At 67.6% G+C, this 14,828-nt stretch carries 7 protein-coding genes; 2 read left to right on the forward strand and 5 right to left on the reverse strand.

The genetic code is table 11. From position 1 onward, the window contains the following. Positions 1-180 precede the first annotated feature (180 nt). On the forward strand, positions 181-1,830 hold the full coding sequence (locus NF556_RS00580; RefSeq protein ID WP_252593569.1) for a BCCT family transporter: 1,650 nt from the start codon (positions 181-183) through the stop codon (positions 1,828-1,830). Between the two features lie 123 nt (positions 1,831-1,953). Here the strand turns inward: NF556_RS00580 and NF556_RS00585 are convergent, their stop codons facing one another. The 5 genes from NF556_RS00585 to NF556_RS00605 form a co-directional block, all read right to left on the reverse strand. Beyond that, positions 1,954-3,462 (reverse strand): SulP family inorganic anion transporter, encoded by a 1,509-nt coding sequence (locus tag NF556_RS00585; RefSeq protein ID WP_252595889.1) that lies wholly within the window; start codon positions 3,460-3,462, stop codon positions 1,954-1,956. A gap of 178 nt (positions 3,463-3,640) precedes the next feature. Continuing rightward, positions 3,641-4,618 (reverse strand): NADP-dependent oxidoreductase, encoded by a 978-nt coding sequence (locus NF556_RS00590; RefSeq protein ID WP_252593570.1) that lies wholly within the window; start codon positions 4,616-4,618, stop codon positions 3,641-3,643. A gap of 47 nt (positions 4,619-4,665) precedes the next feature. Next, positions 4,666-7,269, reverse strand: a complete 2,604-nt coding sequence (locus NF556_RS00595) for an HNH endonuclease signature motif containing protein (RefSeq protein ID WP_252593571.1) — start codon at positions 7,267-7,269, stop codon at positions 4,666-4,668. A gap of 36 nt (positions 7,270-7,305) precedes the next feature. Beyond that, positions 7,306-8,568 (reverse strand): ISL3 family transposase, encoded by a 1,263-nt coding sequence (locus tag NF556_RS00600; protein ID WP_252593572.1) that lies wholly within the window; start codon positions 8,566-8,568, stop codon positions 7,306-7,308. 446 nt (positions 8,569-9,014) lie between these two features. Next, entirely contained in the window at positions 9,015-11,123 is a 2,109-nt protein-coding gene (locus NF556_RS00605) for a hypothetical protein (RefSeq protein WP_252593573.1), read from the reverse strand. A gap of 363 nt (positions 11,124-11,486) precedes the next feature. On the opposite strand from NF556_RS00605, the gene NF556_RS00610 reads away from it, so the two are divergent. Next, the gene (locus NF556_RS00610) at positions 11,487-14,810 is read left to right on the forward strand and encodes a cell wall-binding repeat-containing protein (protein WP_252593574.1); all 3,324 of its coding nucleotides are present in this window, start codon (positions 11,487-11,489) and stop codon (positions 14,808-14,810) included. The last annotated feature ends 18 nt before the right edge of the window (positions 14,811-14,828 follow it).

Below are 14,828 nucleotides of genomic sequence, written 5' to 3' on the forward strand. Positions count from 1 at the left end.
CGACTGCTGTCACCATCACCGTCACATCGCCGTCCCCTTCGGCACGAATGCGCGTGCCGCAGTGGACAGATCGCCGATTGTCGACAAAGGTAGTGCCCGTTGGAGCGACGGGGCTTCGCACGTGGCACCGCCACGGGTCCAGGTCGCGCACGACACGGCAGTGGTGAAAGAGGTGCCCTGATGGAGCGACTAGCACGGCGACTCGGACTGAAGACCGACCCCACGATCTTCTTCGTGTCCGCGGGCCTGATGATCATCTTCCTGATCCTGTTGCTGGCCATGCCCGGTCCGATCGGCAGGGTCTTCGCTGACGGCCGAGACTGGATCGTGAGCAGCCTCGGGTGGTTCTTCATCCTCGGGGTGACCATCTGGGTGATCTTCTTGATCTGGGTGGCGTTCAGCAAGTACGGCAACCTCAAGCTTGGCAAGGACGACGACGAGCCGGCCTACTCCAACCTGTCGTGGTTCGCCATGCTCTTCGCCGGTGGCATCGGCACCGTGCTGATGTTCTGGGGCGTGGCCGAGCCGATCTCGCACTTCTCGAACCCGCCGTTCGCGGGGGTCGACGCCTACAGCATCGATGCGGCCCGGGACGCGATGAGCATCTCCCTCTATCACCTGAGCATCCACACCTGGGCGATCTTCACCCTGCCGGGTCTGGCGTTCGGCTTCTTCATCTACCGCTACGACCTGCCGATGCGCTTTTCCTCGGTCTTCTATCCCATCCTCAAGGACCGCATCCACGGCCCGATCGGCAAGACCGTCGACATCTTCGCCGTCCTCGGCACGTTGTTCGGCCTTGCGGTCTCCCTCGGCCTGGGCACCTCGCAGATCGCGGCGGGGCTGAATCACCTGACTGGCGTGTCGAACAACACGTTCCTTCGCGTCGTGATCATCACCATCCTCACCATCGTGGCGACTGCCTCGATCGTGGCTGGCCTGGACAAGGGTGTGAAGCGCCTGTCCAACATCAACATCCTGGGCGCGGTCGCGCTGATGGTCTTCGTCCTGTTCGCCGGGGACACGGTCTTCCTGCTGCGCCAGCTCATCGAGAGCACGGGGATGTACTTCCAGGACGTCATCCAGCTGGCCTTCTGGAACGACGCCATGGCGCAGTTCGGCAAGGAGGAGGGCTGGGGCTGGCAGGGCGGCTGGACCGTCTTCTACTGGGCCTGGACCGTGACGTGGTCGCCGTTCATGGGCGTCTTCCTGGCCCGCATCTCCCGCGGTCGCACCATTAAGCAGTTCGTGGCCGGCGTGCTGGTGGCCCCCTCGGTGTTCACCCTGGTGTGGTTCGTGACCTTTGGGTGGTCGGCCATGGAGCTGGACGGCATCGGGGGCGAGGGCGGCCCGATCTCCGCTGCGGTCGCCGAGAGCGTTCCGACAGCGATCTACGAGTTCCTTGAGCACTATCCGCTCGCGACCCTGGTCTCTGGCATCGCCGTTGTCATCGTCGCACTGTTCTTCGCAACATCCTCGGACTCCGCCTCCCTGGTCGTTGACATGCTCTGTGCGGGTGAGGCCGACGCCGGACCGGTGCGACAACGGGTCTTCTGGGGCGTCTCCGAGGGCTTCCTGGCGGCCTCCCTCATCGTGCTGGGCGGCGAGCAGGGCCTGACGACCTTGCAACAGGTGATCACCGTCATGGGCTTGCCGGTCTTCATCATGGTCTTCGCCATGCTCTTCATGCTGCTCATGGGCTTCAAGATGGAACGCAAGCGAGCCCGGGGCAACCCCGCCGGGCCCGGTGATCCGGCTGCTGCCGCGCTCGGCACACCGGACGGTGAGTTGGCAGAGAAGGAGCGGCGCACTCCGGCCGAGGCGGACTGAAGCCTCCGACGCCGACTGAAGCCTCCGACGCCGACTGAAGCCTCCGAGGTGGCCTGAGCTCCGGCCGACGCGATGGCCACACCACCGGGCCGGGCCTGAGCCCTACTTGGGTTCTGCCTGGGGTCAGTGGCCCTCGCCGAGCTGGCCGCTGAGGCGGCGGTGGCGGGTGGCCGAGGACTCGTTGAGGCCCACGATCTCGACCTGCTTGCCGTGGCGTGCGTATTTGGTCTGGACCGCGTCGAGGGCGGCGACCGTCGAGACATCCCAGATGTGACTGTGGGTCAGGTCGATGATGATCCGGTCCGGGTCACCGGCATAGTCGAACTGGTAGACGAGGTCGTTGCTGGTCGCGAAGAAGAGCTCGCCGCCGACCGTGTAGACCCGCACGTCGCCGGTGCCGTCGCCGTCCACGTCGTGCTCGGTGACCGCGGTGACCGAGGCGAAGTGCGCCACCCGGCGGGCGAACAGGATGATGGCGGCAACCACCCCCACAATCACGCCGTAGGCCAGGTTGCTGGTCACCACGGTGACGACGACGGTGAGCAGCAGGACGAGGTTCTCGCTGTGTGGCATGCGGCGCAGCGTGGCGGGGTGGATGCTGTGCCAGTCGAACGTGGCAACCGAGACCATGATCATCACCGCGACGAGTGCGGCCATCGGGATCATGCCCACGACGGGTCCGGCACCCACGACCAGTGCCAGGAGGAAGACCCCGGCGAGGAACGTGGAGATCCGGGTCCGGGCACCGGAGACCTTCACGTTGATCATCGTCTGACCGATCATGGCGCAGCCACCCATGCCGCCGAACGCGCCGGAGAGCATGTTGGCCACGCCCTGACCCCAGCCCTCGCGGGTCTTGTCGGAGTGGGTGTCGGTGATGCCGTCGACGAGCTTGGCGGTCATCAGGGACTCGAGCAGGCCGACGAGTGCCATCGCGAGGGCGAAGGGGCCGATGATCTGCAGGGTCTCCAGCGTCAGCGGGACATTCGGGATGAGCAGCTGGGGCAGCGATGTGGGCAGCTCGCCCTGGTCCGACACATCGGGCAGGTCCCAACCGGCTGCCCACATCAGGGCGGTGATCGCCACGATGGCGACCAGCGGGGCCGGCACGACGGTGGTCAGCCGTGGCAGCCCCACCATGATCAGGATTCCGAGGGCCACCAACGGATAGACCAACCACGGCACGCCGAGGAGGTGAGGAAGCTGCGCCAGGAAGATCAGGATGGCGAGGGCGTTGACGAAACCGACCATCACCATCCGCGGGATGAAGCGCATCAGTTTGGCGACCCCGAGCGCTGCCAACACGATTTGCAGGACCCCTGCCAGGATCACGGTCGCCAGGAAGTAGTCGACGCCGTGCTCCCGAGCGACGGGTGCAATGACGAGCGCGACCGCACCGGTGGCCGCGCTGATCATGGCCGGACGGCCACCGACGAAGGCGATCGTGACCGCCATGATGAAGCTGGAGAACAGCCCCATGCGCGGATCGACCCCCGCGATCACCGAGAACGAGATCGCCTCCGGGATCAGCGCGAGAGCGACCACCAGTCCCCCGAGGACCTCGATGCGCAGGCGCCGAGGGTTGCGCAGCGCGGCCCGGGTCGACGTCTCACGCTCGCCGGCCTCGGGCACGACTGCCGTATGCCGATCAGAGGGCAGGGTGGACGGGTTCGACTCAGACACGTAGTTCCTCAGCTGAAAGGGCAGGATGCGACGAGGGCCGCCTGGTCGCGGACCGGGGCAACGGTCGCATCAGGGGGAGGCAGCACAACAGCGATGACGCGCACGTCATCGCTGCCCGCCACCAAGTCTAGCGGCGACGCGAGGAGACCTCGTGGCCCTGCCAGGTCAAGACGATTTTGCCGGTGGTGCCGCCCTGCTCACCGAGGGCGTGTGCCTCGGCGACCGATTCGATCGGGAAGGTGGCGGCCAGCTCGACGCGCAGGGCGCCCTCCTCGGCCAGGCGCACAATCTCGGTGAGGGAAGCATGGTCGCGCTCGACGAGCATGAGGGCCGTGGACACACCCGCCTGCTCCGCGGTGGTCGCCAGGTCGGGGTGCACATTGGCCGGTGTGATGGACACATAGCGTCCGCCGTTGCGCATCGTGGAGATGCTGCGTGGGCCGTAGTCATCTCCGATCGTGTCGAGCACGACGTCAATGTCGGACAGGTCTGCGCTGAAATCGGTGGTGCGGTAGTCGATGACCTCAGCAGCACCGAACCCGCGCACGATGTCGTGCTTGGCACGGCTCGCGGTCCCGATGACATGGGCACCGTGGTGCGCAGCGATCTGGACCGCCACGTGACCGACGCCACCGGCGGCCGCATGCACCAGCACCCGATCCCCGGACTGCACGCCCGCAACGTCCACCAGGGCCTGCCACGCGGTCAACCCGACCAACGGGAGAGCCGCGCCAGCCGCCGCGGCCATACTGGCCGGCCGCCGCACGAAGGTGCGGGGACTGGCCACGACATACTCCGAGTAGCCACCGCCGGCACCTGGGTAGGGCAGCATGCCGACGACCTCGTCGCCCGGCTGGAGGATCGCCACGCCGATTCCCACCTCCTCGACGATGCCGCTGACGTCCCACCCGAGCGTGAAGGGCGGGTCGCCAAGGAAGCGTCCACCAGCGCGATGCTTCCAGTCGGTCGGGTTGACACCAGATGCCTGCACTCGCACCAGGACCTCTGCTGGCCCCGGTGTGGGTCGCTCCGCCTCGACCAGCCGCATCACCTCCGGTCCGCCGAACGTGTCCTGGGTGACCTTGCGCATCATCTGCTGGCTCATGACTGCGAACCTATCCGGGAGCCCCAGGGACGACCGTGGCCGCCCGCTCAGAAGGGTGGTGGTGCATCGGGGTCGCGGGGCCAGGGGGTGGTGGGCCCGTCGTCGCCTGCCTCGGGTTCGCGGCCGCACGGTTCAGTGCCCCGCTCGCCCTGGTCGTCCTTCTCGCTGTCGGGGACTCGGTCGTCGGTGTCGTGGTGGCGTTGTGCTTCGGCACGCATGGTGTCGGGGTTCGGGTGGTACGTGCGGCGGCCGTTTTCGGGGGTGTGGGTCAGGGTGAGGGAGTGCCAGCCGGTGAACAGTTCGCTGAAGTCGTCGTCATCCTCAGCTTCGAGCTTCGCTCCGGCCGGCCGGTACGACAGCGCCTGATACACCGCGGCGTCGACAGCTGCGGCAGGGTCGGCGCCTGCGGTGATAGCTTCGTCGACTTGGTCGGTGGCTGCCGTCAACAGCTTGGTGTACTGGTTGTGGTCGTGGGCCTTGGTGGTGTAGATCCGCCCGAGCAGGGTAGTCCAGGTGACGTCCCTGTTGGCGTGGATCACCGCGTCCCAGAGTTTCTTGGTCTTCAGGTCGTGGTCGGGGGCGTCGAGGGGTTGGCCGTTGGCGATGCAGGTGTGCCCGCCGGGGGTGCCGTGTTCCTGGACGTGATCAATCTGCGCCATCGACGCCGGCTTCAAACAGCCGGGCATTCTGCAGAAAACGTCCGCGGCGATGATGTGCGCCCGCATCCCAGCATCGAATGGGTAGGCCTTGATCGACCTCTCCACGAGGACCCCGGTGGATGGGTCGGTCAGCAGCCGGTGCATCGTCGACCCCGGTGTCAGCGCGAGGGTGCGGACCTCGTCCGGGGACAGGAAGACACTGTGTTTGCCGATGACCTCGCCGACGCCGACCTCACCATCCGGTTCACCTGGTGTTGGTGGCGGCTGGGTTCCTGATGCTGCCTGCTCGGGTGCTGCCTGCTGGGGTGGGCAGTCTGGTCCTGCTGATCCGGGGTCGGGACAGTCTTGTCCTGTCCGACCGTCGTCGGGTGCGCGATCGGTGAATGATTCGTCGGCTTCTGCTCCGCAGGTGCACTCACAGGTGCACGAACTGCTGGCGCGGGTGCCTGGTTGCCCAGCGGTCGGGTGACCAGCAGCAGTGCTCGGGGCGGCGAAGGCTGCGGGGATCGGGTTCCCCTCGGCATCGATACCCGTGCCGGGGCCAAACCCTGTGGGGGTCAGGCCGCCTGGGGTGGTGCCGATCAGGGCGTTGAGCGGGACGATGACGTTGAGTTGCGCGGCTGGGAGGCCGTGGAGGATTTTGGTGAGTTGTTCGGACTGCTCGACCGTGACGAGGGCTGGGTCGTCGGGTAGCCCGGTCAGGTCGGCGGTGCCGTGCAGCAGCAGGGCGATGCCGGCCGCGGCACGGAGTTGGCACAGGGTGCGTGGGTCGCCGGCCTTGCGGGCGGCACGGGCTGCTTTGTCGATGCGGTCGGCGATCGCGGCGCCCTGGGTGGCGGTGCACCCGATCATGACTTGGGCGGTGCCGTTGTCCTCGACCAACACCCTCGTGTCGTTGGCGGCGAGGTTGTCCTCACGAGTTTTCTTGGTCGACTGCGGGTCGCGACCTTTGATCTTGTGCACTTCACGGTCCAGCGCACGGTAGAACTCGCGGTGACGCCACGGCCCGCCGAGGAACTCACCGGCAGAGTCGAGCCGCTCAGACACGGAAGCTTTCGGGTCGTTGCCGAACAGGCCGTTGGCCACAGCAGCAGAGTCCTCGGTGGTGAAGGTGGAGCAGGCCCGGAAGTAGCGGCGCACCAGCCGCCAGGTCGACTCACCCGACTTCAGAGAGTGGGCCAGCGGTGCCGTCACCGCGACGGGAAGGTTGGCGACCGCGACCAGGTCAGAGATCTCCCCAGGACACCACCCCATGAGGGCTTCCACTTCCTTGCGGGTCGCCCGCTTGGCCTGGGCCCGCCATTTCTCCCATTGTGTGGCGGTGAGGTCGTCCGGGGTGGTGTCACCCTTGTCCAGGAGCAGCATCTGGCCCTGCACGGCGGTCAGCTCCCTGGTCGCGGAGAGCAGGACCGCGTCCAACCGGCCAGCGGTCGCGTTCAACGACTCGATGCTGCCCAACAGTGCCTGGCCCCGGGCGATGACGGATGGCTGCTCATCCACGCTGGACACCGTCGCGCAGGCCTGGGCGAGGTCGGCGAGGGACTCGACCATCGGCGCGTCCAGACCCAACTCGGCTAAGACGGACTGCAGACGTGCTGCTGTGTCACCGGCTCCGTCGGTGTTGACCTCGGTTGCCTCAGTGGCTGCGTGCGCCTCGTTGGCGGATGTCTCGTCTGCGGATGTCTCGTCGGGGTGCCCCTGGGCCCCGCCGGCGACAGTGTCTGCGTCGCGCTCGTCGATCGGCAGCTGGTCGGTCGCTGCGCCGTCCTTGGGCTTGGGCGGGGGTGCCAGCAGATCAGCGAAGGACGTCACCCACAACTCGGCAGGCGCCCCGGAATCGTCCGTGAACTCAGTGGCAACCCGGGAAGCGTCCGTGGACTCAGCGGCTGCAGCGGCGTCCTTGCGGCCAGCAGGACGCGACGAACGGGCCCGCACCACAGGAGGACGGCGCAGGCTCTCCCGGATCCGTCCCTGCAGAACCTTGGTGTCCATCACGCCCCCTTCCGCTCCATCGCGAACCTTGAACAACTATCCATAGACTAGCACACATGTACGTCTCCTCACCTTTGTGTGGGTAGCGGGAGGCTGATTCCGCCGAGGCAGAGGTGGATCATGGCGATGAGGGAGTCGGGGTTGGCGTGGCCGTAGCCGCGGCGTTGGATCACGCGGATCTTGGCGTTGATCCCTTCGGCTCTGGAGTTGGACAGGCCTAGCTCGACGGCGTTGACGATTTCTTGGAAGTGGCGCTCGAGTCGTCGGGCGAGGTGCTTGAACGCGGGGAGTTTGGAGCGTCGTACGGAGGTCAGCCAGGAGCGCAGGTGTGCGGCCGGCGTGTTCCGGTTCGACAGTGCGGTAGAGATCGCGCAGCTTCTCCTTCAGCTCCCAGGCGCGGAACACTCGGTAGCGTTCTCGGCGTAGGCGATTGACTGTTGCCCGTCGGTCATCATCAAGGCGTTCGGCACCCATCCGTAGCGAGGTCCGCAGCTTTTGCCACTGGCCGCGGTTGGTGCTGTCCTGCCCTGTTGGGGTCGGGGCGGGGTTAGCTGCGTAGGTCGAGTCCATGGCCTCGTTGACCCAGGTGATGACGTGGAAGGGGTCCAGGCAGATCTTGGCCTGGGGTATTTGCTCTTTGGCGACGGGCAGGTAGATCGAGGAGGCATCTGAGCTGATTGCCTCGATCGCGCTGGTGCGCTCGGGGCCCAGGGTGGTGAAGAATTCCTCGAAGGCTTCTTTGGTGCGGTCCTTACGCACCCAGACCACCCGGCCGGTGTCGTGGTCAGCGACCACGGTCAGGTACCAGTGGCCACGCTTGTAGGAGATCTCGTCCACGCAGATCCGGTACAGGCCATCGAGGCGGGAGTCGTCCAGGTGCTCAGCGACCACCCGCACGACGGCCCGGTCGACCGACTCCCAGGAGCACCGCAACAGCTTGGAGACGCTGGTCTTATCCATCCGCTGGGCCAGCCAGCCGATGAGGTTTTCCAGGTCCTGGGTGAACCGGGCGCCAGGGCGGGCCCAGGGCACCGCCTCGGTGCGCACCTTCGCGCAGGCCGGGCAGGCGACCCGGGCGAGGCTGGCTTCCAACCACACCTTCGTGGCACCGAAATCCACGTGCCGCCAACGTCGGGTAGAGACGTCATAGCGCCCCCGGACTTTCCGCCCGCACGGACAGCGGTGCAGCCGTGCGGACCGTCGCACGCCCAGGACCAGACCGTCGTCGGTGAAGGCCACTGACACCACCCGGGTGCCATCCAGGGCCAGGACACGATTGAATGCTGTGGTGACGCGCACGCGTGTTGCTCCCATCGTTCGAGGACTTCAGCACTCCCGAACCTACGGACAACACGACGTGCGCGTCACACGTGAGCCCTCCGCTCCCACGTCCCTACACGGCGCCCACCCGGCCCCAATCCAGCGGCAAAACACCCACACAAAGGTGAGGAGACGTACACATGTTCGATAAATGCCAGGAGGATGTGTCCCTTGTGGAAAACACTCTCGCCGCAGCGCCTCCACCCAAAGCAGGACCGCTCTGTCGAATGGGGCCGTGGACGGCGCCTTCACAACCCATGCTTGCAGTCGCCACCGACAGAGGTGCGTTCCACATCACCGGGAGGCGTAGGGCTGCCAACTTCCGGCACGTGGATGGTCTGCTGCTTGAGTGGCCTCCTCGGTCTCGCGCCCGAGCTTGCTTCGTTTGACAGTCCGGTCATGCGCGGCCGGGTCTCGCGCGGCGGTCAGGTCAGGAAGACATTCACGATCGCGACGATCGAGAAGATGAGCGCCGCAAGGCCTGCGGCTACGGCGAAGAACTTGAGCGCGAGCTCGAGGGTGTGCTGAGCGTCCCACGGCAGAGGGGAGCCGCCGCGGGAGTCCATCTTCAGGCTGGTGGTCCGTCCGCTGCCTATGTCCTGCACGAGGGTCTGAGCCGGAGATGCCTGGCCGCCCTCGACCACAGCTCCGCTCTCGACGTCGATGAGCAGCCAACTCACGCTGGCCGAAGCGACATGAGTCAGCCGCCCCGAGTCCCCAACGATTGAGCGACGACTGATGACGTCGGCGGTGAGGCCCTCGTCCTGCAGCACGAGCACATGCGTAAACCGGTCGGTCCCCGCGTGTAGGCGCTCCCGCCTGACGGCCGCCAGCAGTGGCGGCGTCTCGCCGCCGTCACCCGGCTGCATCCAGGCCCTGACATCGCGATCGATGGCGCCCAGGCTCTCGACGACATGAGCCACGAGACGCTCATGCAGCAGGGCCTGCCGAGCCAACTCGCGCAGTCCTGGATCGAGAGTTGGCCCAGGGGGCGGTGCCTCCTGCTGCGCTGCCTCGTGGCGGGCTGCCCCGTGCCGCGCTGCCTCCTGCTGCGCTCCCTCATGGCGGGCTGCACCGTGCCGCGCTGCCTCCTGACGCGCTGCCAGGTCCTTCTGTGCCGTCCGGTCCTGCACCGTTGCCCCGGCCACCTCGAACTCGTCGAGTCCGGCCAGCGAGCGAGCAAAGGACACGATCCCGGCCAGGCCAGCCACTCCGGACGCGAGGTCGTTGCGTTGCTGCAGCAGGTCGTTCACGGCAGTCATCAGAGGTGAGGCGGAGGGGTTCAGTGTTGTCAGCCCGTCGGCGACGATGGTCGCCTGCATCCCCAGGTTGGTGGCCAGTGCACCCGCTCCACGCATCACGAGTTCATGAGTGCCAACGGAGACCGCGCGATGGCTCAGGGCGAGATCTGAGCTGGCCAACTCAAGCAGTTGCAGGCTCAGCGTGAGCGGACTGACGCTCATCGGCGACGTCGCGGAACCCGCCCCATTCGTCGCCGCCCCGACTCCCTGCTCGACCCCGACAGTCTGGCCGAACCCGGCACCCTGCCCGAACCCGGCACCAGCAAGAATCTTCACGCCGCCAGCAACAGCAGCAGCGGCATCGGCGATGCCCGCCTGGGCCAGCCACTGCCCCGTGGCAGTGGGCTCCCCGGGCGCGGACGGCTGCGTCGTCCCTGGTGGGGCACCCCGGACCCAGCAATCGAGCGTGGTCTCCAGGTCCTTGCTTGCGGCAGCGGTCTGTGCGGTGAGTCGCTGCAGGGCCGTGACGTGCGCTCTGGTCTGGGCGGCCAGGTGCTGGGCACGCCAGTCACTGCTGGCCAAGAAGGGATCATCGGTGACCAGGACCCGGATCCGGGGCGAGGACGAGGTGTCTTCGCGGCCAGGAACCCTGTTGGTCGCGGCCGCGGCGGTGGCGGTTGTGGTTGTGGTTGTGGTTGCGGTGGTGGTGGGCGCGTCGGTCGCGTTCGCGTTGGTGGTGGTCGCGTCGGTCGCCTTCGCCTTCGTGGTGGTCGCGTCGGCCGCGTTCGCGGTCGTCTCGTCCTGTAGCGAGTTGCGCCGTCTCGCCTCGTCAATCGACAACTGTGCCTGCCGGTCGAGGGCCGCCATGCAGGCCCGCTCCAGGGCGGTGCGGTGCACCCCGCTGATCTCGGCCACGGCCGCGCGATCTAGGTGGTCTCGTGCCGACTTGACCAGGGCCTCCGTCACCGCCTCCGACATCGCCGCCCGCTCTGCCTTCGGCACCACCCCGAGTGCCCGGGCCACCGCGTCCCCGATGGCCTCGACAGCGACACCGAGCTGATCGTGAGCCACCCACGAGGCGACAGTGCCGGCGCCAACCGCTGGTGGGGAGGCGGCCTCGCCAGCAGCGACCTTCGGAGTCGAGGAGCCGGTTGCTGCTCGGGCCTGCTCGATCTCCTGACGGACCTGCTCGATCTCCTGACGGACGGTCAGGAGCGCCACCTCGTGACGGAGTCGTGCGGTCTCGAGTGCCGGATCAGGCTCGTCAAGGACCGGGCTCGAGCGGGCGCTCACGGTGCTGCTGGCAGACCCGGGAGGGTCTTTCGGGGTCGTCAACATCGGCTGTCCTCCAGCGGGGTCACGGTCTCGCGGTGGAGCGGCTCATAATCCTCTGATCCAGGGGGTTTGCACAAGACCCTCGTGAGGAATGGGCCCGACCTGGACCACCTGTCGCACAACGGATTTCCCTCCGTATGCCGAGGCTCGCCGAGCGCTCGGCGAGCCTGGGGAGGGGGCTGGCTCCACGGCATACGAGGTGGTCAGCGACCCGTGCCGAACGCAAAGGCAACTTCCGGCAACCTGGTCCTGACCGGTCAGTAGCCAGTGAGGGTGGCGGAATCCCCGGACCTCACCGGGGCCGGACGAAGGAGTTCGTTGATGACCCAACGATCACGTAGAACCCTGCGCGGAGTCGCCGCAACAGGCGCGGCCCTCACCCTGACCCTGGGGGTTGTGGGCGGGGGACAGGCGGCACCGAATGTGCCGACCAGCCCGGAAGGCACTCCCGCGGTGGAGCAGCCAGAGCTCGAGTCCCGGGTCAAGGAGATCATCGAGCAGGACGGGTTGCAGTTCCGCGACCTCAACAGCAACGGTGATGTCGACCCCTATGAGGACTGGCGCCTCTCCAGTGCGGACCGGGCCACCGACCTCGTCGAGCAGATGACGCTCGAGGAGCGGGCCGGACTCATGCTCATCGACACCCTCAACGCCGACTGCACCGACGGGCAGCGCGGCACCCTGGGTGAGAACGCCGAGCCCTACATCCTCGGCGAGCACATGCACCGGCTGATCTTCCGCAACGTGGTGACCAGCCCTGACCAGGCCGAGTGCGGCGAGGGCGGTGGCGGCTTCCAGGCCAGCACCAGCCTGACGCCCGCCGAGGCCGCGACCTACATGAATGCGGTGCAGGAGCTCAGCGAGTCCAGCCGTCTGGGCCTGCCCGTGCTCTACAAGTCCAACGCGCGCAACCACATCGACCCGGATGCCCGCGCGGGCATCAACGAGTCGGCCGGCGCATTCACCGCCTTCCCGAAGGAGGCCGGCATCGCCTCGGCCGCCCTCGGCGAGGAGGCCCTCGCGACAGGTGAGAACCCCGCCGTCGGTGACATGGCCGTGGTGGAGGACTTCGCGGAGGTGATGGGCGCCGAGTGGGAGTCCATCGGTCTGCGCGGGATGTACGGCTACATGGCCGACCTGTCCACCGAGCCCCGGTGGTATCGCGCCCACGAGACCTTCACCGAGGACGCCGACCTGGCGGCCAACCTGATGACCACCCTGGTGGAGACCCTGCAGGGCCCGGTCGACACGGACGGCAACTCGCTCACGCCGGACACCTCGGTCGCGCTCACCATGAAGCACTTCCCCGGTGGCGGTCCGCAGGAGCTGGGCCTGGACCCGCACTTCTCCTTCGGCAAGGCGCAGGTCTATCCGGGTGACGCCTTCGGCGAGCACCTCAAGCCGTTCGTCGCCGCCATCGAGGCTGGCGTCTCCTCGATCATGCCCTACTACGGCGTGCCCGTGGACGTGTCCTACAACGGCACGGACTACGAAGAGGTCGGCATGGCCTTCTCGGACCAGATCGTCAACCAGTTGCTGCGCGACGAGCTCGGCTTCCAGGGTTACGTCAACTCCGACACCGGCATCATCAACGACCGCGCCTGGGGTCTGGAGGAGAACACCGTGCCCGAGCGGGTGGCTGCCGCCATCAACGGTGGCACCGACACCCTCTCCGGCTTCCACGACGTCGCCACCATCACCGACCTGGTCAACGACGGCCTGGTCACCGAGGAGCGCGTCGAGCTCGCGGCCACCCGTCTGGTCACCCCGATGTTCGACATGGGCCTGTTCGAGAACCCCTATGTGGACCCGGCCCACGCGACCGAGACCGTGGGCAGCGAGGCGCACCGCGAGGTGGGCCTGGACCTGCAGCGCAAGTCCGCTGTCCTGCTGCAGAACGGGCCGGCCGCCTCTGGTGGCGGCAAGACCCTGCCGTTCGAGGCTGGTGCCTCCGTCTACGTCCTGGGCGACATCGACCCGGAGGCCGTCGCGGCCTACGGCTACGACGTCACCGACGGCAACGTCGAGGAGGGTGAGGAGCGGCCGAGCGCCGAGGGCCACGACTACCTGCTCGTCTCGATGACGAGCTCCAACGAAGGCAGCGAGGCCTACGTCAGCAACGACCCGGCATACGGTCTGAACCCCGACCACATCAACCCCAGCGTCATCGAGGGCTTTGCGGGTCTGGACGGGGAGAGCACCTATGGTGCCGCCGACGCGTGCGTCGCCTACGGCGCCGAGTCGTGCACCGACGACGGCCTGCGCTTTGGTGGGTCCTTCCCGTGGGAGTCCAGCATCCTGGACTTCACCGGCATGGAGGCCGCCGAGTCCTGGCAGGTCACCCCTTCCCTGTCGACGGTCCAGCAGGCCACCGCGGAGGTGGGTGACCCCAACAAGGTCGTCCTGAACGTCTACTTCCGTCAGCCGTTCGTCCTGGACGAGGCGAGCGGTCTGCGCGACGCCGGTGCCATCGTGGCCGACTTCGGCACGACCGACACCGCACTGCTGGACGTGCTGTCCGGTGAGTTCGCGCCGCAGGGCAAGATGCCGTTCGCCCTGGCTGGCACGTCCGAGGCGATCCTCGAGCAGGCCAGTGACCTGCCCGGCTACGAGGACACCGAGGACGGCGCACTGTTCCCGTTCGGCTTCGGCCTCACCTATGAGGACGCGCCGGAGGTGCAGCGCATCGACGGTGACCACCGCTATGCGACAGCCGCGGAGATCGCCGTGGAGTTCCCGGAGGGCACCGACACCGTCTACATCGCCAACGGCCTGGAGGCCGCTGAGGGTGCCGACGCGCTGGCCGCTGGTGCGGCGGGTGCCCGGGGTGTCCTGGAGTTCATCCCGAACGAGACCCCGCAGGGCGACCCCGCGCCGATCCTGCTGGTCAAGGACGACCTCGTCCCGCAGGCGACCACTGCTGCGCTCGAGGCGCTCAACCCCTCGGAGATCGTGATCGTCGGCGGGACCCTCTCGGTCAACGCGGACGTCGAGGCCCGGCTCGCGGAGTCCGGCGCCGACGTGCGGCGGGTGGCTGGCGACAACCGTTACGAGACAGCGGCCCAGATCGCTGCCGAGTATTCGGGCGTCGACACCGTCTACGTCGCCACCGGTCGCGGTGCGCCGGACAGCAACCTGGCCCTGGCCGATGCGCTGACGGCGTCCTCGGTCGCCGGCAGCAACGGCGCCCCCGTGGTGCTGACACGCCCCGACCTGGTGCCGGCTGCGACGCAGGCCGTGATCGCGGACCTCGACCCGGACAACATCGTGGTCGTGGGTGGCCCGGAGGCCATCAGCGACGAGGTGCTGGCCGCGCTGGGTGAGCTTGCTCCGGCGGAGCGGGTGGCCGGTGACAACCGCTATGAGACGGCGGCGGCACTGACCCAGGCGTATGCCGAGGACGGCGACACCCTGTATGTCGCCTCGGGTGCCACCTTCCCGGACGCGCTGGCAGGTGGGTCGCTGAGCGGCTCGACCAGCGCACCGATGCTGTTGACGCGGGCAGACCTGCTGCCGAGCGCGACGGCGGCGGAGATCGAGCGGCTCAGCCCGCAGGGCATCACCATCCTCGGTGGTCCCGAGTCGATCAACACCGACGTTGAGGCCAAGCTGCAGGAGCTGCTCGACACGACCTGGGCCGACTGACCCGCATCAGTCGACCCT

Source organism: Ornithinimicrobium faecis (genome assembly GCF_023923225.1).
Taxonomy (GTDB): Bacteria; Actinomycetota; Actinomycetes; order Actinomycetales; family Dermatophilaceae; genus Ornithinicoccus; species Ornithinicoccus faecis.

Bases quoted from the DNA above. Each gene is read 5' to 3' on its own strand.
- NF556_RS00590 (WP_252593570.1), bottom strand. From the start codon at position 4,618: ATGAGCCAGCAGATGATGCGCAAGGTCACCCAGGACACGTTCGGCGGA.
- NF556_RS00580 (WP_252593569.1), top strand. From the start codon at position 181: ATGGAGCGACTAGCACGGCGACTCGGACTGAAGACCGACCCCACGATC.
- NF556_RS00610 (WP_252593574.1), top strand. From the start codon at position 11,487: ATGACCCAACGATCACGTAGAACCCTGCGCGGAGTCGCCGCAACAGGC.
- NF556_RS00595 (WP_252593571.1), bottom strand. From the start codon at position 7,269: ATGGACACCAAGGTTCTGCAGGGACGGATCCGGGAGAGCCTGCGCCGT.